Genomic DNA, 18,699 nt, shown 5'->3' on the forward strand with positions numbered 1-18,699 from the left:
CGTCGCACAACAGACGGGCGATGGATACACAACATTTGGCCTTCCTGTCACAGCGCCGTTACATATACTGAACAAAACGGGTCACGAGAGTCTTGCAGGTTTTGGACTACCTTTGATTGTAGCTCCCGAGGGACGAACATGAAGCGTGGAATCACCGTCCTGTTGTCCGTCAGCGTGCTGGCGGCCGTCGGCTACTTCACCGCCAGCAAGTGGGCGATCCGGCACGAGACCATCCGGTTCTATGATGCCTCTCGCGGCAATCGCCTCGTCGAGGTCGCCGTCGCCATCCGTCGCGACAAGGAGATGCAGGCCGAGGCCGGCATGATCAAGCTGCCGGTCGCGATCCTCAACCACGGCAACACCGTCAAGTTCACCGAGTATTCGTTCGTGGCCAACGTGTTTGCCGCGCGCGGCTACATGGCGGTCAGCATCCAGCATGACCTGCCGACCGATCCGCCGATGGTGACCAAGATCGGCGAGCCCTATGTCGGCCGGCTGCCGCAGATTCAGCGGGGCGTCGCCAACATCCGCTTCGCGGTCGAGCAGATGCGCCAGATCCGGCCGAACGCGGATTATGAGCACCTGACGATGGTCGGCCATTCGATGGGCGGCGACATCTCGATGTATTTCGCCAAGCAGTATCCGGACGATGTGCGGAAGGTCGTGACGCTCGACAATCTGCGCGTTCCGTTCGTGACGGACGGCAAGTTCAAGATCCTGTCGTTCCGCTCCAACGATCCGCAGTTCAAGACCGATCCGGGCGTCATTCCGGACAACGAGATCTGCGAGAAGGAAGGCATCACGGTCGTCAAGACCGACTTCCAGCACAACGACATGCGTGACACCGGGCCCGACGAGGCCAAATCGTCGATCCAGGCCATGCTCGACAAATTCCTGGCCGACAGCGACGCCTCGAGTGACATCGGTCCGGTCAAGGCGAAGACTCCGCTGCTCGATCCCGGCCCGGTGCCGCCGTACGCGCCGGTCGGCAAGACCGCGAGCCCGGCGAAGCCGCTGACGCACTGATCCCTCTCGAGGGGCAGTTCGCGGGTCATGTGCCCGCCTGCGATGGGCGGGCGGCTGCCAGGGACGGGCGGCAGCGGTCGCCATTGCGCCCAGGGTTTCCTCCGCCCACATCATGCTCACCCCAGCAGGTGTGAGCATGGCTGACGACCCCTCCCGATCCCGTTCCGGCCCAGTCTCCACGTCCGGCGCCAGCTCGCGCAGCCAGCGGCTGCCGGAGACGGAGCGGTCCACTGCCGATGCCATCTCTGCCTTTGTCGCGCGGGCGAAGGCGATGGCGCCGCTGGCGCCGGGAACGAGAGGGCGGCTGGTGTTTGCCCTTGACGCGACCTTGAGCCGCCAGCCGACCTGGGACATGGCCTGCGCGCTGCAGGCCGACATGTTCCGCGAGGCTGCCGCGCTCGGCCGTCTCGATATCCGGCTGGTGTACTACCGCGGCTTCAATGAGTGTCGGGCGACGGGCTGGATCTCCGACAGCGCCGAGCTTGCGCGCCTGATGGGCAAGATCGATTGCCGCGGCGGCCAGACCCAGATCAGCAAGGTCTTGGCCGAGGCGCGCCGTCACGCGACGGCGGCCGGCATTCGTGCCGTCGTCTTTGTCGGCGATGCCATGGAGGAGAGCGCCGACGAGCTCTGCGCCAGGGCTGGCGAGCTCGGGCTGTTGAAGGTCCCGCTGTTCATGTTCCAGGAGGGCAACGATCCCGCGGCAGAGCAGGCATTCCGCGAGATGGCGCGGCTGTCCGGCGGGGCATGGTGCCGTTTCGATCCAGGCGCCGGCGCGCAGCTTCGCGAGCTCCTGCGCGCCGCCGCCGCCTACGCTGCCGGGGGACGCGAGGCCCTGCTGCGACTGGCCGCTTCCGAGGGCGGCGCCGCGCATCTGCTTGGCCAAATGAAATGAGGATCGGCCCGCAGGGGCGGAGCGCTTTGGGTCTTCAGATCCGCCGGCATCGCCTGGAGGCGATCATGCATTTTGTCCGGAGAGGTTCTATATTCGGCGCATGACATTGATCGCTGGCGCCGTTGCCGTCATCACCCTGTATCTTCTGCTGCAGATGTTCCGCGCCGCGAACCCGGCGATGCTGGCCCGCGCCATCAAGATGGCCGGCGGCATCGGCTGCCTCGCCATCGCCGCCTTCACCGGCATTCGCGGCGAGCTGGTCGTCGCGATACCGATCGGGCTGTTCGGCGCTGGTCTGCTCGGCTGGTCGCCGGGCGGCTTTGGCAACCTTGGCAACCTCGGCGGCATGTTCGGAATCGGAGGGCCGCGATCCCAGGGTCAGAGCTCGCGCGTGCGCTCGCAGTTCATCGAGATGATGCTCGACCATGACAGCGGCCAGGTGCAGGGCCGGTTCGTTGCCGGACCGAACGCCGGCCGGTCGCTCGATGAGTTCGATCTGCCGCAGCTCGCGGCGATGCTGCCGAGCCTCGATGCCGACAGCACAGCGCTACTTGAAACTTATCTGGACCGCCGGTTTCCCGCTTGGCGTCAGCACGCGCAGGGCGATGCGGCAGGGGGGCAGCGCCGCGCGGCGTCGAGCTCCAAAATGACGCATGAGGAGGCCTATCAGATCCTTGGCCTGCAGCCGGGCGCGGGGCGTGACGAGATCGGGCGTGCCCACCGTGCGCTCATGAAGAAACTGCATCCCGACCAGGGGGGGTCGACGTATCTCGCCGCCCGGGTAAACGAGGCCAAGGACACTCTGCTTCGTACGCATCACGGCTAACTCCGGCAACGCCACCAACGCCACAAGACCGAACTTGCTTTCATCATGGTCACGCCGATGATCGTGGCTCTCGGCTGTGTCGGCCGCGATCGTTCGACATGGTGAAAAAGTTCTAGCGGCAATTCCTTGACGAGTGGTTTGCGCGCGCTCGCTCACAGCAGTGTCGCGCGCACGCAAAGAAAAAGGCCCGCGCGTGTGTCGCGCGGGCCTCATCTGCGGTGATGTGGGTGCGTTAGTTGTGCACGGTCATGCAGGAGATGTCGGCGCGCTTGAGCTTCTTGCACACCGCCTCGGCCTGATCGCGATCGAGACCGGCGAAGCGGGCGCGGATCAGCGTCTTGTCGCCTTTCGACACCTGCTCGGTGAACGGATCGGCCTTGCTCAAGAGGCCCTGCGCCGAGCTGCGCGCGGCCTCGATGCGCTTCTGCGCCTCGGCCTCGCTGTCGAGCGCGCCGACCTGGATGATCCAGCCGCTGCGGGTCACGGCGGCGCGGACCGGCGTATCTGCGGCGGGGCTGGCGGAGGCCATCTGAACCGGCGCCGGCGGAGGAGCCGGCTGGACCGGAGGCGCGGCATAGGCCATCGCCTGTGACGAGGCCGGCGGCAGGCTGTTGGCCGGCAGCACGCCGAGAATGCCGTTGCCGGTGCCGTGGCCCGGCGGCTGCGGCGGCATGTCGGGGCGGGCGGCCTCGGCGCGGGCGATCGGCGGGGCCGGCTCGATCGCCTCGACGCGCTGCGCGAACGGCGCGGGAGCAGGGGCCACCGGCTGCGGCGCGGCGGTGGCGAGCTTGACGGCGCCGGCCTTGACCTGAACCGTCCGAACCTTGACCGGCTTCATCGGCTCGGTCGAGCCAGGAACGATCGACATCGGCTGGCTCTGGATCACGCCCGAGGTCATCGGCGCAGGCTCGACCCGGGCTTCCTTCGGAGCCGGCGGCGGCAGCGCCGCGGTGGCTTCCGACAGCGTCGACATCAGCTTGGCGGCGCGGCTCGGGGCCGGGGTCTCCGGCGCGGCCGAGGCGAGCTGGACATTGCCCTGGTCGTCGCCGGCGTCGGAGCCGCCACGCTCGCCGATGGCTGCAACGGTGCGCTTGGTCGCGCCCTTCTCGAGGTTCTCGGCCAGCAGGTTGCGCATGATCGCGTCGCGCGATCCGCCACTGCGGCCGCCGAGCACGACGCCGACCAGATGGCGGTTGCCGCGGCGGAGCGAGGTCACGATGTTGAAGCCGGAGGCGCGGGTATAGCCGGTCTTGATGCCGTCGATGCCCTCGACACTGCCGAGCAGGTGATTGTGGTTGCGGATCGACTGGCCGCGATAGTTGAACACCACCGTCGAGAAGTAGCGATAATAGCGCGGGAAGCGGTCCTGGATGGCGCGGCCGAGGATCGACTGGTCACGTGCGGTGGTGATCTGCTCGTCGGCGGGCAGGCCCGACGCGTTGACATAGGTCGTGCGGCTCATGCCGAGCGAGCGCGCCTTGCGCGTCATCATCTTGGCGAAATCGTCCTCGTCGCCGCCGATCGCCTCGGCGATGACCACAGCCGCGTCGTTGGCCGAGCGCGTCACCAGGCCCTTGATCGCGTCCTCGACGCGGATGGTTTGTCCCGGACGCAGGCCGAGCTTGGTGGGCGACTGCTCGGAGGCGTGCTCCGAGACAGGCATCTCGGTGTCGAGCTTCATCTTGCCGGAGTCGAGACGCTCGAACAGCAGATAGAGCGTCATGATCTTGGTCAGCGACGCCGGGTGCCGCAGCGCGTCCGGATTGGTCGCGGTCAGGGTCGCGCCCGAATTGCCGTCGACGACGATCGAGGCGAAGGCCGGGCTGTAGCTGCCCTCGTCATTGTGGGGAGAGTGACGCGCGTGATGATGTCGGTGGCGCCGGCGCGCTTCCGCGCTGTCGACCGTGACCACTGCCGCCACCGTGAGGGTCAGCAGCCCATAGACGCCAACCCGCAGCAGGCGCGAGGAAGCCAAGTTTTTGCGAAGCATGAAATCCCCGTCCAATTTCTGACGTGATCACCGGAAGTTGAGGCGAAATTGTGCCAAAACGTCCCCGTGATCTGTGCCTGTCGGACCTCCCGTTTGCGCCTCGACGCGGTCATGCATCGAAAAGCCCGAACTGAGGTTTTGTTAAGACGCTGTTTTAGAACAGCTTTACGGTTCGGCCGACGCTGGCCGGGACCACAGGAGAGGTTAGGACGGCCGAGTTGCCAAAGGATTAAAGAAACCTTGCGCGGCGGACGCGGATTTTCGCCGAACTGCCCCTGTTCGGGGCATTCCGTGATGCTCGGTGCATAGGGCGGGCCGCAATTCCCATAATGGTGCATTGCACAAGATTCTTGCGTCTTTTTGTGCGGTGCACTATATTGTGAACGCGTCAGGGAGCCGGGGCTTCCCTGAGGGCGCTCAAAGTCAGGGAAAGGAATGCCACATGTTTAAGGTTGAAGACTTCCAGAACTACGGCAAGGAGCAGTTCGAGACCGTCGTGAACTCCGCGACCACCGTGCAGAACGGCCTCCATGCGATCGCCACCGCCTATGGCGACTACACCAAGAAATCCTTCGAGGACACCAAGTCGTTCGTCGAGAAGCTGCAGGGCGTGAAGTCGCTCGACAAGGTGCTCGAGGTTCAGACCGAATACGCGAAGTCGGCCTACGAGACCTTCGTCGCCGATTCGCAGAAGATCGCCGGCCTGTACTCGGATCTCGCCAAGCAGGCGTTCAAGCCGCTCGAAGGCCTCGCTGCCAAGTTCACCCCGCCGGCCGCGCATTGATCGCAGCCACCGCGAGGTGAAAGTCGAAAGCCCGGCTCGCGCCGGGCTTTTTTGTTGGCTGCAGGAATGAGCAGGCGGCGCGGCCGCTATTTGGCGACGCGCAGCTTCGACAGCGCGGTGCCGATCGTGTTGAAGGTGGTCACGATCTGGCTCGAGCTCGTCAGCATGTAGAACTTGTCCGGACTGCTGGCGCAATTCTGCAGCACGGTCGAGGTCGGGTCGGCCGGCGATGAGGTGTTCACCTGGATCGTATAGATGGTGTACATCGCATTGCCCTTGGCATCCTTGGTGTTCTTCAGGTTGGAGCACAGCAGCGCCTGGCGCGCGTCGATCGGGTTGCCCGAGGCCTGCGACGAGCCGTTGCCATACTCGGGCCAGCGGTCCTCGGTGTTCAGGCCGTCCGAGAGCAGGATGATCACGCGATTGTAGGTGGTGTTGGCGTCCTCGGTCGGCGCGCCCAGCACGCCGTTCGGGATCAGCGATTGCACCGCCCAGGCCAGGCCGATCGCCTGGTTGGTGCCGCCGGTCGGCTGCATCGCGTTGACCGCGCTCTTCAGCGAGCTCCAGCTGTAGCTGAGCGGAACGATCTGGGCGAGCTTGGTCGAGGCGCTGCTGCTGCAGTACTGGGTGTTGTTCTCCATGTGCTGGTTGGCGGGGAACAGCGTCGTGACGTCGGACAGCACCGGCGACACCGCGGTGGCGTCGTTGGGCTGGGTGCGATCGGCGACGCAGCCGGTCCAACTGCTGGTGGCGTTGGCGACCCAGGTCTTGGTGTAGGTGTTAACAGTGCATTTGGTGCTGCTGTAGCTGCCGGTGCAGGCGCAGGTCGAGTTGGCGCCGGTGCAGCTGCAGCCGCTTCCGGTGCAGTAGTTCACGACCGTGCTGGTCTTGGTGCTGGTCCAGCAGCCATTATAGTAGCTGTGAGAGGCGGAGTCGTAGCCGGGACAGATATAGCCCGAATAGCTGCCGCTCGACGGGATCGACGACACGCCCGAGCTGCCGCTGACGGGGCCGCTGGTGCAGCCAAAATAGGAAAAGCCGTTGCCCGAGGTGAACGGGCATGACGAGCCGGGCCCGACCATGTCCCACTGCGCCTGGGTGAACTTGGCGTTCGGGATTGCGGCCTGATAGGAGCCGTTGTTGGGCTGAACCGTGGGTGGGTTCTGCCAGTCCGTCCAGTCGATCCAGTTCTGAGTGTAGTTGCTGGCGCCGACGTTGACGACCTTGGCGAATGGAACCAGGGAGATCTGGACGTCGCCGGGGGACTTGGCCAGCGCGCTGAGCTGATCGATCAGGCCGCCGCTGCCGGCCACGGCGTTCTGCAGCGCAGTCATCTTGCCGCTGGAGGCCATCGAGCCGGTGTTGTCGAGCGCCAGCGCCACCCGCATCTTCACGTCACCCCAGGTCGTGGTCGCCTTGGTGCTGAAATCCATGGTGGGAAAGCCCGCCAGTTGCATGAACTGGGTGACGATCTGGCCGGAGGCGTTGAGCTGGATGTTGGATGCGGTGGTGCTGGTCGAGGCCGTATAGTTGACCGTGACCGCGACGTTTTTGGCGTCCGCGCTGGTGTAGAGCGCCTTGAAATAGGCGGATGCCTTCGTCCCGATGTCCGCTGCGGTGATCGTGCCTTGGGAGAGGTCGCGCGACAGCATCAGCGCAGCCGAGTCGAGCGCGGCCTGCATCGACGATTTGGCGGCATTGGCCCGGCTATAGTCGACGGCCGCGCCGACGAAGGCGAGGATCGGCAGCAGGGCAATTGCGAATGTCACGGCGATATTGCCGCTGCTGTCGCGCGTGAAGCGTCGCGCGGCACGGCTCAGGAAGCGGACGAAGGTCTCGGCGGTCATGTCGCTCACCAATGATGGTTATACGGGGGCGATTTCGGGCCGAGTTCGTCAAGGACGGGTGAATCGCAATCTCGAAAACCCGAGTGAAAACCGGAGCATGGCACCGCATTCGCGTTCGCGCCGGTTCCCTGTCAACGCCTGGTGAATCGGCTTTGTAAAATGCGGCCGGTTTGATTAACCTTCGCAGCATCGCCGGGGCAGGGAATCGGTCCTGCCGGAGCGCGGATCCATTCAGAGGACGCGCTTGCGGCAAACCGGCCGCTGACCCATATTCCTGGTGTCGGTCCGACCGGACCGGTCGGCAGGGACAGGCGATCTGGAACGCAGGACCGGGTGGCGAAGCGGCCCGGTGGGACGATGCGGGAAACCCTTTATTGGGAGGCCCGCAGCAATATCTAACGCGTGCAAGATGTCGCAGCCAACTTCCAGATTGAACCGATCCGCGCCTAGGATGAGCAATAACGACAACAAGTCCGGTGGCACCGGTGGTCCGGTCACGTCCGTGATCACCAAGGTCAAGCCGAAGACCAAGCGCCCCAACCTCTATCGCGTCCTGATCCTCAACGACGATTACACGCCGATGGAGTTCGTGGTTCACGTCCTGGAGAAATTCTTCAACAAGGACGTCGAGGCCGCGACCAAGATCATGCTCCACGTGCATCATCACGGCATCGGGGAGTGCGGCGTTTTCACCTACGAGATCGCCGAGACCAAGGTCACGCAGGTGATGGATTTCGCCCGCAAGCACCAGCACCCGCTGCAGTGTGTGATGGAGAAGAAGTAGCGCGGTGCTCTCGCACGATGCGAAACCGGGCAGGGCGCACGCTCGCCGGAGTCTCCGCTACGGAACATGCCCTGTCGAGGCGCCGTTGCGCCCGGGGAATTACGGCCGCTGTGTCAGCTTCGCCAGCGGTTCGAAACGGATGCCGTTCGGTTGTTGCCGCCGGATTTGCCGCAATCGGAACGGGTTTTGCATTGACGATCCGGTGAACCCGTAATCGAGGCGCTCGGCCGGTCTTTTGTCGCACTCGGTTATAACTATATTTGACAAAGGTTGTTGTTGCCTGACCGGGCGGCGGCGATCATGATGGCAGGGGGCCACAGAGGACGCGCATGCCGACTTTTTCTCAAAGCCTTGAACAATCCCTGCATCGTGCGCTGGCGATTGCCAACGAGCGTCATCATCAATACGCGACATTGGAACATCTCCTCTTGTCCTTGATCGATGACAGCGATGCAGCGGCCGTGATGCGCGCGTGCAGCGTCGACCTCGACAAGCTGCGCGGCAGTCTCGTCAACTATCTCGAAACCGAGTTCGAAAACCTGGTCACGGACGGCAGCGACGACGCCAAGCCGACCGCCGGTTTCCAGCGCGTGATCCAGCGCGCGGTGATCCACGTTCAGTCTTCGGGCCGCGAGGAAGTGACCGGCGCAAACGTGCTGATCGCGATCTTCGCCGAGCGTGAGAGCCACGCCGCCTATTTCCTGCAAGAGCAGGACATGACGCGCTACGACGCCGTGAACTACATCAGCCACGGCATCGCCAAGCGCCCTGGTGTCTCCGAAGCGCGGCCCGTGCGCGGCGTCGACGAGGAGACCGAGACCAAGGGCAACGAGGACTCCAAGAAAAAGGGCGAGGCGCTGGAAACCTATTGCGTCAATCTCAACAAGAAGGCCCGCGACGGCAAGATCGATCCGGTCATCGGCCGTAACTCCGAGATCAACCGCGCGATCCAGGTGCTGTGTCGCCGGCAGAAGAACAACCCGCTGTTCGTCGGCGAAGCCGGCGTCGGCAAGACGGCGATTGCCGAAGGTCTCGCCAAGCGCATCGTCGACAGCGAGGTTCCTGAGGTGCTGTCGGCGGCCACCGTGTTCTCGCTGGACATGGGCACCTTGCTCGCGGGCACGCGCTATCGCGGCGACTTCGAGGAGCGGCTGAAGCAGGTGCTGAAGGAGCTCGAGGCGCATCCGAACGCGATCCTGTTCATCGACGAAATCCACACCGTGATCGGTGCGGGCGCGACGTCGGGTGGGGCGATGGATGCGTCGAACCTGCTCAAGCCGGCGCTGGCCTCGGGCTCGATCCGCTGCATGGGTTCGACGACCTACAAGGAATATCGTCAGCACTTCGAGAAGGACCGCGCGCTGGTGCGCCGCTTCCAGAAGATCGACGTCAACGAGCCGTCGGTCGAGGACGCGATCGCGATCCTGAAGGGCCTCAAGCCGTACTTCGAGGATTATCACCGGCTGAAATACACCAACGAGGCCATCGAGGCCGCGGTGCAGCTGTCGTCGCGCTACATCCACGACCGCAAGCTGCCGGACAAGGCGATCGACGTGATCGACGAATCCGGTGCGGCGCAGATGCTGCTCGCCGAGAACAAGCGCAAGAAGACGATCGGCATCAAGGAGATCGAGACCACGATCGCCACGATGGCGCGCATTCCCCCGAAGAGCGTGTCGAAGGACGACGCCGAGGTGCTCAAGCATCTCGAGCAGACCCTGAAGCGCGTCGTGTTCGGCCAGGACAAGGCGATCGACTCGCTGTCGGCCTCGATCAAGCTGGCGCGGGCCGGCCTGCGGGAGCCGGAGAAGCCGATCGGGTGCTACCTGTTCTCGGGTCCGACCGGCGTCGGCAAGACCGAGGTGGCCAAGCAACTGGCGGCGACGTTGGGCGTCGAGCTGCTGCGCTTCGACATGTCGGAGTACATGGAGCGGCACACCGTGTCGCGGCTGATCGGCGCACCTCCGGGCTATGTCGGCTTCGATCAGGGCGGTCTGCTCACCGATGGGGTCGACCAGCATCCGCATTGCGTGGTGCTGCTGGACGAGATCGAGAAGGCGCATCCGGATCTGTACAATGTGCTGCTGCAGATCATGGATCATGGCCGGCTGACGGACCACAATGGCAAGCAGGTCAACTTCCGCAACGTGATCCTGATCATGACCACGAACGCCGGCGCGGCGGACCTCGCCAAGCAGGCCTTCGGCTTCCACCGCTCGAAGCGGGAAGGCGACGACCACGAGGCGATCAACCGGCAGTTCGCGCCGGAATTCCGCAACCGCCTCGATGCGGTCGTGTCGTTCGGTCATCTCTCGGTCGACGTGATCGGCATGGTCGTCGAGAAGTTCGTACTGCAGCTCGAGGCCCAGTTGGCCGATCGCGACGTCACGATCGAGCTGTCGGAGCCGGCCAAGGCCTGGCTGATCCAGCACGGCTATGACGAGCAGATGGGCGCGCGCCCGATGGGCCGCGTGATCCAGGAGCACATCAAGAAGCCGCTGGCCGACGAGGTGCTGTTCGGCAAGCTGAAGGGCGGCGGCCACGTCCGCGTCGTGCTGGTCAAGGACGAGTCCGGCGTCGACGAGAAGATCGGCTTCGAGTTCGTCGAAGGCCCGGTCACGCCGAAGTCGGAAGTGCCGGCGGCGCGCAAGCGCAAGCCGAAGTCCGGCGGCAACGGCCCGAAGGGCCCGGCGCCGAAGGGGCCGCTGGTCAAGGCATAATGCCTCGGATCCGAAGGAATGCGAAGGGCCGGCGCGAGCCGGCCTTTTTCGTTTGCCGGAAGCCTCGACAAGCTGTCCCGGCGCTCAGGCCGGCTTGATGAAGAAATACACCGTCAGTCCGCAGCCGACCGCGATCACGAAGCGTCGCACATAGGCTGGCGGGATGGTCTGGCTGAGCCGCGCGCCGACGAAGCCGCCGACCATGGCCGCCGCCATCATCGTCAGCGTCTCCAGCCAGTGCACGCGCCCGGAGAAGGCGAAGATCGCGGACGCCATGATGTTCATCAGCGCGGCCAGCCAGATCTTCAGCCCGTTCATGGCGCGGATATCGCGCATTCCGTAGAACACCAGCGCGGCCAGCATCAGGATGCCGATGCCGCCGCCGAAATAGCCGCCATAGATCGCGATCACGAACTGCACGGCCTGGATGGCCCGCGGCCCGAGCCACCGCGCGCCATCCTTGGGCGTGAAGCGTATGCCGAAGGCGAACACGGTCGTTGCGAACAGCAGCAGCCATGGCACCAGGCGGCTGAAGGCCGCCGACGGCGTCACCAGCAGCAGCACGGCGCCGAGCGTGCCGCCGATCAGGCTGATGATCGATAGCCGGACGAGGTCGCCGCGCCATGGCGCCTTGGCGTCACCCAGGATCTCGCGCGAGGCGTAGGCGCTCACGAACTGTCCCGGGCACAGCGCCACGGTGCTGGAGGCATTGGCGTCGATCGCGGGGATGCCGGCGGCGAGCAGGGTGGGGAATGTCAGGAAAGCGCCGCCGCCGGCGAGCGCGTTGACGACTCCCGAGCCGAAGGCGGCGAGCGCGAGCAGGGCAAGCATCGTCCAATCCGTCATTTGGCTCGTCCGACTACTCGCCCTTCAGCCGCTGCCCGTCATGCACACGGACATGCTCGGCGCCGCGCGCGCCTGCCGGTGACAGGCGCAGCATGCTCAGAAATGCGCCGACCAGGGCGAAGCCGACTCCGGTCAAGAGCGACAGCCGGGTGCCGTCGCTTGGATCGATCGCCAGGAACATCGCGACCAGCGCCGCACCCGTGGTCTGGCCGAGCAGGCGGGCGGTGCCGAGCATGCCGCTGGCGCCGCCGGCGCGCTCGCGCGGCGCGGCCGCGATCATGGTGCGGTTATTGGGGGTCTGGAACAGGCCGAAGCCGCAGCCCGCCAGCGCCATCCGCCACACGACATCCCAGGCTTGCGGCTCGCGCGGCAGCAGGCCCAGCGCGCCGAGCCCAACTGCGAAGATCACAAGGCCGATGCCGCCGAGGAGACCGGCCGGCACGCGTTCCACCAGCCGTCCGGCAATCGGCGCCGTCAGCCCGACCGCGATCGGCCACGGCGTGATCAGGAGACCCATCTGCACCGGCGAATAGCCGAAATGGCTTTCGAGATAGAACGGGATCGCGACGAAGGCGAGCATCTGGCCGCAGAACGACGAGATCGAGGTCGCGATCGACAGTGCGAACACCGGGATGCGCAGCAGGTCGAGCGGCAGCAGCGGCGACGCCATATGGGTCTGGCGATACACCAGCCATATGCCTGCCGTGACGGCGACGACGAACTCGATCGCGCAGGTGAGCAGCGCTTCGCCATGGCCGAGGCTGTCGACGGCGGCGATGAGAAAGCCGAACGTCACCGCGCTCAGCGCCGCGCTCTGCCAGTCGAACATGTGCGGCGCGCGCGGTGTATGCGGCAGGAAGCGAAAGCCGAAGATGAACGTGACGATGCCGAGCGGCACGTTGATCGCGAACAGCCAGGGCCAGCTGCCGACGGCCAGGATGCCGGCGGCGATCGTCGGGCCGACGGCCGCGGAGACCGCGACCACCATCGCATTGATGCCGATGCCGCGGCCGAGCAGGGCGTGCGGATAGGTGAAGCGCACCAGCGCCGAGTTCACGCTGAGAATGCCGGCCGCGCCAAAACCCTGCAGGATGCGCGCGAGCGTCAGCAGCAGCAGGCTGTCGGCCAGCGCGCAGAACAAAGAGGCGGCGGTGAACAGCACGAGGCCGGCGAGATAGACGCGGCGATAGCCGATGATCTCTCCCAGCGAGGCCAGCGGCAGCAGCGAAATCGTCACCGCGAGCTGATAGCCGTTGACGATCCAGATCGAGAACGCCGGGCTGGCGTTGAGATCCCTGGCGATCGTCGGCAGCGCTACGTTGGCGATGGCGCCGTCGACCACGGCGAGCACGATGCCGAGTGCGATCGTCACGATCGCCCAGGTCCGCTGCGGCAGTGGCAGCCCGTCGGCGTGCAGGACCGAGGTCGTTGACGTCATCGCGGGTGCTCCGGCCGCAGCCGGGCCGCGGATGAGGGACGGGACCGGGCAACCGCGGTGCACAACTCTCGTTCCATGTGGTCGACCAGGGCCGCCGCGTCAGCTTCGCTTGCGACGGACCTGAATGGCCTTGAGATAATTGACGACGGCCTCGGCCTCGGGCCGATCGAACTGGAAGCTCGGCATGTCCTTGTGGATCGTCGAGAGGCCGGTCTGCAGCCGCTGGGCGAAATCCTCGTCATAGAGCTTGCTGTCACCGAAGGTCCTGAACGGAGGCGCGTCGGGATGCGGGCTGGCGCCGGTCGGACCTATCGCATGACATCGGCTGCAAAGGCTTTGCAAGAGCGCTTTTCCTCGCTTCTGCTCGCTGTCCAGCGCATGGCTGGCGGTGGACAGGGTGCACAGCAGCACGACGCCAAATCCTGCTCGCATTCTCATGACGCACTCTCACCCGGGTGCCGGCTACCAGCGGCCGGTCGTCTTCCCATAGGCGTAAAGCACCACCAGGCCAATGGTGACGAGTGAGGAGGCGATCAGGACGATCCGGTCCCAGCGCGGCGGATCGTCATCGTCGCGGTTCAGCGTCAACAGAGCGAACAGGGCCTTCATGGCAAAACGGCGCATGGCATCATCCGTGCGGCCGGCCGGCGCGTGAGTCGGTCGCTTGGCGCCGAGCTTAGCGCGTCACGGCGCTGCGCCGCCACTCGCGGGGCGTCATGCCGAACTGCTCGCGGAAGACGCGGCCGAAATGCGAGAGGTCGTTGAAGCCCCAGGAAAAGGCGATCTCGCTGATCTGGCGATGGGCCAGTGCCGGCGCAGCGAGGTCGCGCCGGCACAGCTTGAGGCGCTCGGCCAGCACGTAGCGCTGGAACGACAGCTGCTCGTCCGAGAACAGGTCGTTGATGTAGCGCGCCGACAGACCGAGCGCGCGCGCGACCTCGGGCAGCGCAAGGTCGGGATCGGCGAGGTGTGCGCGAACATGCGCCTTGATGCGATAGAGCAGGGCCGTGCGGTGGCTGGAGGTCGGCAAAGGCTGGGTGCGCAGCCGCTCGGCCAAGGTCATGGCCAGCAGATCGGCGGCCTGCTCGGCCAGACGCTCGCCGTGCTCGGCCGCGATATGGTCGGCGTTCTCGCACAGCTTGATGATGAAGTCGCAGGCGAGCGGCTGCAGCGGACTGTCGGCGCCGAAGGTGATCGCCGTCACGGCCTCGGTGGGGCCGATCCTGCGCTGCAGCATGTCGCGCGGCAGCTTGAACACGGTCTGTCGGAACGCGGCGTCGAACTGCAGCTCATACGGCCGCGTGGTATCATAGATCGCGAATTCGCCGGGCCGGATCACCGTATCCCGGCCGTCCTGGGTGACGCCGCCGATCCCCTCGCGCCCGAGCGCGACCAGCACATAGTCGGCATCCGCCCGCGCGATGCGCTGCGAGGTCCGGTGCACGCGCTGCCGGTCGGAGGCGACCTCGGAGCAGACGACCCGTCCCAGCGTCGTATGCGTCACCGCGCCGCGAAAGGCGCTGCCGAGATCGGACGTGCAGTCCAGGCCGACATAGACGTCGCAGACGATGTCCTGCCACAGCGCCAGCCGGCGGTGGCCCGGGCTTCCCTCCGTGGTGAACAGGACCGGCATCGCTCCGTCTCCCTTTGCACCGATGACAATTGGACGGTCGGACATGCAGCAAATTTCGCGCCGGGCGGTCGCACCGCACCAGCCGCAGTCGAGTTTTCGTTCCCTGCAAGACGAGCGCGAATGATGCCGCACGTCAATACTCCCGGCGAAGGCGGCGCAGCGCCGCTATCTCGCAGGGAGACCGACGATGGGACTGGCACATCCGAAGTACAAGGTGGCGGTGGTGCAGGCGGCGCCGGCCTGGCTCGACCTGGACGGCTCGATCAAGAAGACGATCGCGCTGATCGAGGAGGCGGCCGACAAGGGCGCCAAGCTGGTCGCTTTCCCGGAAGTCTTCATCCCCGGCTATCCCTGGCACATCTGGATGGATTCACCCGCTTGGTGCATCGGCCGCGGCTTCGTGCAGCGCTATTTCGACAATTCGCTGTCCTATGACAGCCCGCAGGCCGAGGCGCTGCGCGCCGCCGTGCGCAAGGCGAAGCTCACGGCCGTGCTCGGACTCTCCGAGCGCGACGGCGGCAGCCTCTACATCGCGCAATGGCTGGTCGGCCCGGATGGCGAGACCATCGCCACGCGCCGCAAGCTGCGGCCGACCCATGCCGAGCGCACCGTGTATGGCGAGGGCGACGGCAGCGATCTGGCCGTGTACGAGCGGCCCGACATCGGCCGGCTCGGCGCGCTGTGCTGCTGGGAGCATCTGCAGCCATTGTCGAAATATGCGATGTATGCCCAGAACGAGCAGGTGCATGTCGCGGCGTGGCCGAGCTTCTCGCTCTACGACCCGTTCGCGCCGGCGCTCGGCGCCGAGGTCAACAATGCGGCCTCGCGGGTCTATGCGGTGGAGGGCTCGTGCTTCGTGCTGGCGCCGTGCGCGACCGTCTCCCAGGCGATGATCGACGAGCTTTGCGACCGCCCCGACAAGCACGCGCTGCTGCATGTCGGGGGCGGCCATGCCGCGATCTTCGGCCCGGATGGCTCGTCGCTGGTCGAGAAGCTGCCGCCGGAGCAGGAGGGGCTGCTGATCGCCGAGATCGATCTGGGGATGATCGGCATCGCCAAGAACGCCGCCGATCCGGCTGGGCATTATTCGCGGCCCGACGTGACCAGGCTGCTGCTCAACAAGAAGCCGTTCAACCGCGTCGAGGCGTTCGCGCTCCCGGTCGACACCGTGGCGCCCGGGGAGGGTGCGGCCGGCGGGTGACCGGCTCCAGGGCACAGTTGTTGCCCTTAAGCTACTTTAGTACCGAAATGGCGCGCCATCCCTCGAAATATCTGGCTTGATCGTACGGTCGATTGCACCGGTCGCTTGCGTTCGCCCTGAGATTGTTTCACGATTTCGTGGGCAAGGGGGGAATCATGTTCGTAGAGTGGCGCAATATCGGTCTGCTGGGTGCTCTCTTTCTTGGCGCATGCGCGTCGAGTTCGGCCGACATCGCGCCGACCTACGTCTCGCCAATGATTTATCAGTCCTACAATTGCCAGCAGCTTGCGATGGAGGCTCAGAGCGTCTCTGCACGTGCCACCGTTCTTTCCGGAGCTCAAGACAAGCAGCGGACGAACGATACGATCGCGACCACGGCTGCCGTCGTGATTTTCTGGCCGGCAGCATTTCTCGTCGGAGGCGACAAGCAAACCGCGGCTGAACTTGGCAATATGAAGGGGCAGATGGTCGCCATCGAGCAGGCCGCCATCGCAAAGAAATGCAACATCCAGTTTCAAAAGCCTGAGCCGAAGGCTGAATAACAACAGCTGTTGGGCTCGAGGCCGTCCGTTTTCGTCGGATCAGGCCAAGTTGGCAACGCGCGTCTTAGGTGGTTGTCTCGCGAATGCCCCGTGCGATCGCCTTCTGGGCATCGAACTCCGCGCGCCGCCGCGCGAGCTCCTCGGGCGCGAGCAGAGCGGGATTGCTGTAGTCGCGCTTCCAGCTGTGATCGTCGCTCCATTGCAACGGCGATTGCACGGTCGTTCGTCCGGCTGGTGAACTCTCCAGCACATCGAGCGCGAGCTCGAGCGTGAACGCCTGTGACGCCGAATCGTGCGGCTTGCCGGCGGAGTTGCCGAGCGGGAAATCGGAGAACAGGAAGCGTGGCACCGCAGCGTGCTCGACGATATCCTTGGCACAGCCCATCACGATGGTGGCGATGCCGTTGGCCTCGAGATGCCTGGCTACCAGGCTCACGGTCTGGTGGCACACCGGGCAGTTCGGCACCAGCACGACCGCGTCGATCTCATCAGCACGGCAACGCGCGAGGATCTCCGGCGCATCGGTCTCGATGGTGACGCGCTGGCTGCGGTTGGTCGGCGCGCCGAAGAAGCGCGGTCCGACCGCGCCGATGCGGCCTTCGCCGGCGAGGCGGAGCAGCTGCGGCAGCGGAAACCAGGTGTTGGAATCGGTCGCCGAGGTGTGCGTGCGATCGTAGGCGATGTGCGAGATGCGCAGATCGTGTGATTGTGACGTGTCGCCGTCGTAGACCGCGTAGAACTTTGCGCCGCCGTTGTAAGCCGCGCCGGGGCCCTGATCGCCTTTGGCTGGATCATACGGCGCGGCCGTGGTGACGAGTGCGACGCGCGACTGCGCGAGCGGCCTGCGCAAGGGCTGGAACGGCGCCGTCGTGTAGTGGGCCCAGCGATACGGCGTCTCGTAGCCGATCGCCTGATAGTAGTCGCGCGTCCGCGCCATGTAGGCCAGCGGTGCGGCGTCCTCCGGCGCGAAGCCGAGCGGGTCGTCGGTAGAAGCGGTCATCGTCGCGCTCCGGAAGCGATCGCGGATTGCTAGCGCGGCGGCGGTCCGTGTCAAGGCGCCGCGCCTTGGAACCGGAGCGGCGCTGACGCTTTGTCTGTCGGCTTTTGGGTTCGCCGGCCGCCACGCCGGCCGTTTTCTGTCGGCTCCATGCACATTATTCCGGTTTCGACCCTCAGCGTTGTTGTCTGCCTTTTGGTTGCGACGATTGGAAGCGTCGCTGCCAATGAGGGTGAGACCGTCTGGCCTCTGGCGGAGGGGGCGCCTCCGGCCGGAAATAAAGCACAAGATGAGGCCAAGGACGCTGCCGCCAAGCCAACAGACCCGAAAGAAAGCGGCACGCGGGAGGCGATCTGCCTGATGATCGAGTCCGCGGCCAAGTCGAACGATCTGCCGCTCGAATTTTTCGCGCGCGTGATCTGGCAGGAGAGCCGGTTCCAGAGCGATGCGGTCGGGCCGGTGACGCGCAGCGGCCAGCGCGCGCAGGGCATCGCCCAGTTCATGCCGGGCACCGCGAGCGAGCGGGAGCTGCTCGATCCCTTCGATCCGGTGCAGGCGCTGCCGAAATCGGCGCATTTTCTTGCCGAGCTGCGCGATCAGTTCGGGAATCTCGGGCTGGCCGCGGCGGCCTACAATGCCGGTCCGCGCCGGGTGCAGAACTGGCTTGCCGGCAAGGGGCAGATTCCGTGGGAGACCCGCAACTATGTTTCCGCCATCACCGGCTCGTCGATCGACGAGTGGGCGGCGGCAGGCAAGGGCGGCAAGATGCCGCCGAGCGCGCGGCCGACCTCCTGTCATCAGCTGATGGCGCTCCTGAAGCGCGCGCCCAATCCGTTCGTGACGCAGCTGGAGCAGCATGTCGCGGTAGCCGCCGCGAAATCCTGGGGCGTGCAGCTGGCGGCCGGCTTCGATCGCAACAAGGCGCTATCGATGTACGCGCGGGCCATCAAAGGCCTGGGCTCGGTGATCGGCGATCGCGACCCGAGCCTGCTGTCGTCGGTGATGCGCACGCGCGGCAACCGCGCCTTCTATCAAGTGCGGATCGGCGCCGACACCCGCGGCGAGGCCGACGCGCTGTGCAATCGCATCCGTGGCGCCGGCGGCGCCTGCTTCGTGCTGCGCAACCGGGCCTGAGGGCCGGCGGCTTGCACCGCGTGCAGAGCCGCGCGC

At 65.6% G+C, this 18,699-nt stretch carries 18 protein-coding genes; 9 read left to right on the forward strand and 9 right to left on the reverse strand.

The features are described 5' to 3' along the window. Nucleotides 1-138: 138 nt before the first annotated feature. The 3 genes from BRAO375_RS20250 (at nt 139) to BRAO375_RS20260 (ending at nt 2,747) form a co-directional block, all read left to right on the forward strand. Nucleotides 139-1,026, forward strand: a complete 888-nt coding sequence (locus BRAO375_RS20250) for an alpha/beta fold hydrolase (protein ID WP_009029308.1) — start codon at nt 139-141, stop codon at nt 1,024-1,026. A 136-nt stretch (nt 1,027-1,162) separates the two neighbouring features. Beyond that, entirely contained in the window at nt 1,163-1,921 is a 759-nt protein-coding gene (locus BRAO375_RS20255) for a vWA domain-containing protein (protein WP_009029309.1), read from the forward strand. Nucleotides 1,922-2,021: 100 nt separating this feature from the next. After that, nucleotides 2,022-2,747 (forward strand): DnaJ domain-containing protein, encoded by a 726-nt coding sequence (locus tag BRAO375_RS20260; protein WP_009029310.1) that lies wholly within the window; start codon nt 2,022-2,024, stop codon nt 2,745-2,747. A gap of 232 nt (nt 2,748-2,979) precedes the next feature. On the opposite strand, the gene BRAO375_RS20265 is transcribed toward BRAO375_RS20260, so the two are convergent. Further along, nucleotides 2,980-4,737 (reverse strand): D-alanyl-D-alanine carboxypeptidase, encoded by a 1,758-nt coding sequence (locus BRAO375_RS20265; RefSeq protein ID WP_009029311.1) that lies wholly within the window; start codon nt 4,735-4,737, stop codon nt 2,980-2,982. Nucleotides 4,738-5,179: 442 nt separating this feature from the next. On the opposite strand from BRAO375_RS20265, the gene BRAO375_RS20270 reads away from it, so the two are divergent. Continuing rightward, nucleotides 5,180-5,521: a phasin family protein gene (locus tag BRAO375_RS20270; RefSeq protein WP_009029312.1), complete on the forward strand. Its 342-nt coding sequence runs from the start codon at nt 5,180-5,182 to the stop codon at nt 5,519-5,521. An 86-nt stretch (nt 5,522-5,607) separates the two neighbouring features. Here BRAO375_RS20270 and BRAO375_RS38890 read toward each other — a convergent pair whose 3' ends face one another. Then, the gene (locus BRAO375_RS38890; RefSeq protein WP_009029313.1) at nt 5,608-7,368 is read right to left on the reverse strand and encodes a TadE/TadG family type IV pilus assembly protein; all 1,761 of its coding nucleotides are present in this window, start codon (nt 7,366-7,368) and stop codon (nt 5,608-5,610) included. Between the two features lie 451 nt (nt 7,369-7,819). Here BRAO375_RS38890 and clpS point away from each other — a divergent pair, with 451 nt between their 5' ends. Then, nucleotides 7,820-8,152 carry an ATP-dependent Clp protease adapter ClpS gene (gene clpS / locus BRAO375_RS20280; protein ID WP_008960690.1) on the forward strand — a complete coding sequence of 111 codons (333 nt, stop codon included), beginning with the start codon at nt 7,820-7,822 and terminating at the stop codon, nt 8,150-8,152. A gap of 99 nt (nt 8,153-8,251) precedes the next feature. On the opposite strand, the gene BRAO375_RS38125 is transcribed toward clpS, so the two are convergent. Next, a complete protein-coding gene (locus tag BRAO375_RS38125; RefSeq protein WP_175345345.1) occupies nt 8,252-8,566 on the reverse strand; it encodes a hypothetical protein in 315 nt (104 codons plus the stop codon). On the opposite strand from BRAO375_RS38125, the gene clpA reads away from it, so the two are divergent. After that, entirely contained in the window at nt 8,482-10,872 is a 2,391-nt protein-coding gene (gene clpA, locus BRAO375_RS20285) for an ATP-dependent Clp protease ATP-binding subunit ClpA (RefSeq protein WP_009029314.1), read from the forward strand. The genes BRAO375_RS38125 and clpA overlap by 85 nt on opposite strands. A gap of 84 nt (nt 10,873-10,956) precedes the next feature. Here the strand turns inward: clpA and BRAO375_RS20290 are convergent, their stop codons facing one another. The 5 genes from BRAO375_RS20290 to BRAO375_RS20305 form a co-directional block, all read right to left on the reverse strand. Continuing rightward, the gene (locus BRAO375_RS20290; RefSeq protein WP_035641454.1) at nt 10,957-11,718 is read right to left on the reverse strand and encodes a sulfite exporter TauE/SafE family protein; all 762 of its coding nucleotides are present in this window, start codon (nt 11,716-11,718) and stop codon (nt 10,957-10,959) included. 13 nt (nt 11,719-11,731) lie between these two features. Beyond that, on the reverse strand, nt 11,732-13,156 hold the full coding sequence (locus BRAO375_RS20295) for an MFS transporter (RefSeq protein WP_009029316.1): 1,425 nt from the start codon (nt 13,154-13,156) through the stop codon (nt 11,732-11,734). Between the two features lie 99 nt (nt 13,157-13,255). Further along, a complete protein-coding gene (locus BRAO375_RS20300) occupies nt 13,256-13,594 on the reverse strand; it encodes a c-type cytochrome (RefSeq protein ID WP_009029317.1) in 339 nt (112 codons plus the stop codon). Nucleotides 13,595-13,618: 24 nt separating this feature from the next. Further along, nucleotides 13,619-13,780 carry a hypothetical protein gene (locus BRAO375_RS38130; protein ID WP_009029318.1) on the reverse strand — a complete coding sequence of 54 codons (162 nt, stop codon included), beginning with the start codon at nt 13,778-13,780 and terminating at the stop codon, nt 13,619-13,621. A gap of 52 nt (nt 13,781-13,832) precedes the next feature. Further along, the gene (locus BRAO375_RS20305; RefSeq protein WP_009029319.1) at nt 13,833-14,789 is read right to left on the reverse strand and encodes an AraC-like ligand-binding domain-containing protein; all 957 of its coding nucleotides are present in this window, start codon (nt 14,787-14,789) and stop codon (nt 13,833-13,835) included. Between the two features lie 187 nt (nt 14,790-14,976). Here BRAO375_RS20305 and BRAO375_RS20310 point away from each other — a divergent pair, with 187 nt between their 5' ends. Continuing rightward, entirely contained in the window at nt 14,977-15,990 is a 1,014-nt protein-coding gene (locus BRAO375_RS20310) for a carbon-nitrogen hydrolase family protein (protein WP_009029320.1), read from the forward strand. Nucleotides 15,991-16,145: 155 nt separating this feature from the next. Beyond that, on the forward strand, nt 16,146-16,532 hold the full coding sequence (locus BRAO375_RS20315) for a hypothetical protein (RefSeq protein WP_009029321.1): 387 nt from the start codon (nt 16,146-16,148) through the stop codon (nt 16,530-16,532). Nucleotides 16,533-16,596: 64 nt separating this feature from the next. Here the strand turns inward: BRAO375_RS20315 and BRAO375_RS20320 are convergent, their stop codons facing one another. After that, nucleotides 16,597-17,532 (reverse strand): glycine/sarcosine/betaine reductase selenoprotein B family protein, encoded by a 936-nt coding sequence (locus BRAO375_RS20320; protein ID WP_009029322.1) that lies wholly within the window; start codon nt 17,530-17,532, stop codon nt 16,597-16,599. Nucleotides 17,533-17,679: 147 nt separating this feature from the next. Between BRAO375_RS20320 and BRAO375_RS20325 the strand changes: the two genes are divergently transcribed. After that, nucleotides 17,680-18,663 (forward strand): lytic transglycosylase domain-containing protein, encoded by a 984-nt coding sequence (locus tag BRAO375_RS20325; RefSeq protein ID WP_035641457.1) that lies wholly within the window; start codon nt 17,680-17,682, stop codon nt 18,661-18,663. The last annotated feature ends 36 nt before the right edge of the window (nt 18,664-18,699 follow it).

Origin of the sequence: Bradyrhizobium sp. ORS 375, from assembly GCF_000239775.1 — a bacterium.
Classification (GTDB): domain Bacteria; phylum Pseudomonadota; class Alphaproteobacteria; order Rhizobiales; family Xanthobacteraceae; genus Bradyrhizobium.

Bases quoted from the DNA above. Each gene is read 5' to 3' on its own strand.
- BRAO375_RS20250 (WP_009029308.1), top strand. From the start codon at position 139: ATGAAGCGTGGAATCACCGTCCTGTTGTCCGTCAGCGTGCTGGCGGCC.
- BRAO375_RS20255 (WP_009029309.1), top strand. From the start codon at position 1,163: ATGGCTGACGACCCCTCCCGATCCCGTTCCGGCCCAGTCTCCACGTCC.
- BRAO375_RS20260 (WP_009029310.1), top strand. From the start codon at position 2,022: ATGACATTGATCGCTGGCGCCGTTGCCGTCATCACCCTGTATCTTCTG.
- BRAO375_RS20265 (WP_009029311.1), bottom strand. From the start codon at position 4,737: ATGCTTCGCAAAAACTTGGCTTCCTCGCGCCTGCTGCGGGTTGGCGTC.
- BRAO375_RS20270 (WP_009029312.1), top strand. From the start codon at position 5,180: ATGTTTAAGGTTGAAGACTTCCAGAACTACGGCAAGGAGCAGTTCGAG.
- BRAO375_RS38890 (WP_009029313.1), bottom strand. From the start codon at position 7,368: ATGACCGCCGAGACCTTCGTCCGCTTCCTGAGCCGTGCCGCGCGACGC.
- clpS (WP_008960690.1), top strand. From the start codon at position 7,820: ATGAGCAATAACGACAACAAGTCCGGTGGCACCGGTGGTCCGGTCACG.
- clpA (WP_009029314.1), top strand. From the start codon at position 8,482: ATGCCGACTTTTTCTCAAAGCCTTGAACAATCCCTGCATCGTGCGCTG.
- BRAO375_RS38125 (WP_175345345.1), bottom strand. From the start codon at position 8,566: ATGTCGCGTATTGATGATGACGCTCGTTGGCAATCGCCAGCGCACGAT.
- BRAO375_RS20290 (WP_035641454.1), bottom strand. From the start codon at position 11,718: ATGACGGATTGGACGATGCTTGCCCTGCTCGCGCTCGCCGCCTTCGGC.
- BRAO375_RS20295 (WP_009029316.1), bottom strand. From the start codon at position 13,156: ATGACGTCAACGACCTCGGTCCTGCACGCCGACGGGCTGCCACTGCCG.
- BRAO375_RS20300 (WP_009029317.1), bottom strand. From the start codon at position 13,594: ATGAGAATGCGAGCAGGATTTGGCGTCGTGCTGCTGTGCACCCTGTCC.
- BRAO375_RS38130 (WP_009029318.1), bottom strand. From the start codon at position 13,780: ATGCGCCGTTTTGCCATGAAGGCCCTGTTCGCTCTGTTGACGCTGAAC.
- BRAO375_RS20305 (WP_009029319.1), bottom strand. From the start codon at position 14,789: ATGCCGGTCCTGTTCACCACGGAGGGAAGCCCGGGCCACCGCCGGCTG.
- BRAO375_RS20310 (WP_009029320.1), top strand. From the start codon at position 14,977: ATGGGACTGGCACATCCGAAGTACAAGGTGGCGGTGGTGCAGGCGGCG.
- BRAO375_RS20315 (WP_009029321.1), top strand. From the start codon at position 16,146: ATGTTCGTAGAGTGGCGCAATATCGGTCTGCTGGGTGCTCTCTTTCTT.
- BRAO375_RS20320 (WP_009029322.1), bottom strand. From the start codon at position 17,532: ATGACCGCTTCTACCGACGACCCGCTCGGCTTCGCGCCGGAGGACGCC.
- BRAO375_RS20325 (WP_035641457.1), top strand. From the start codon at position 17,680: ATGCACATTATTCCGGTTTCGACCCTCAGCGTTGTTGTCTGCCTTTTG.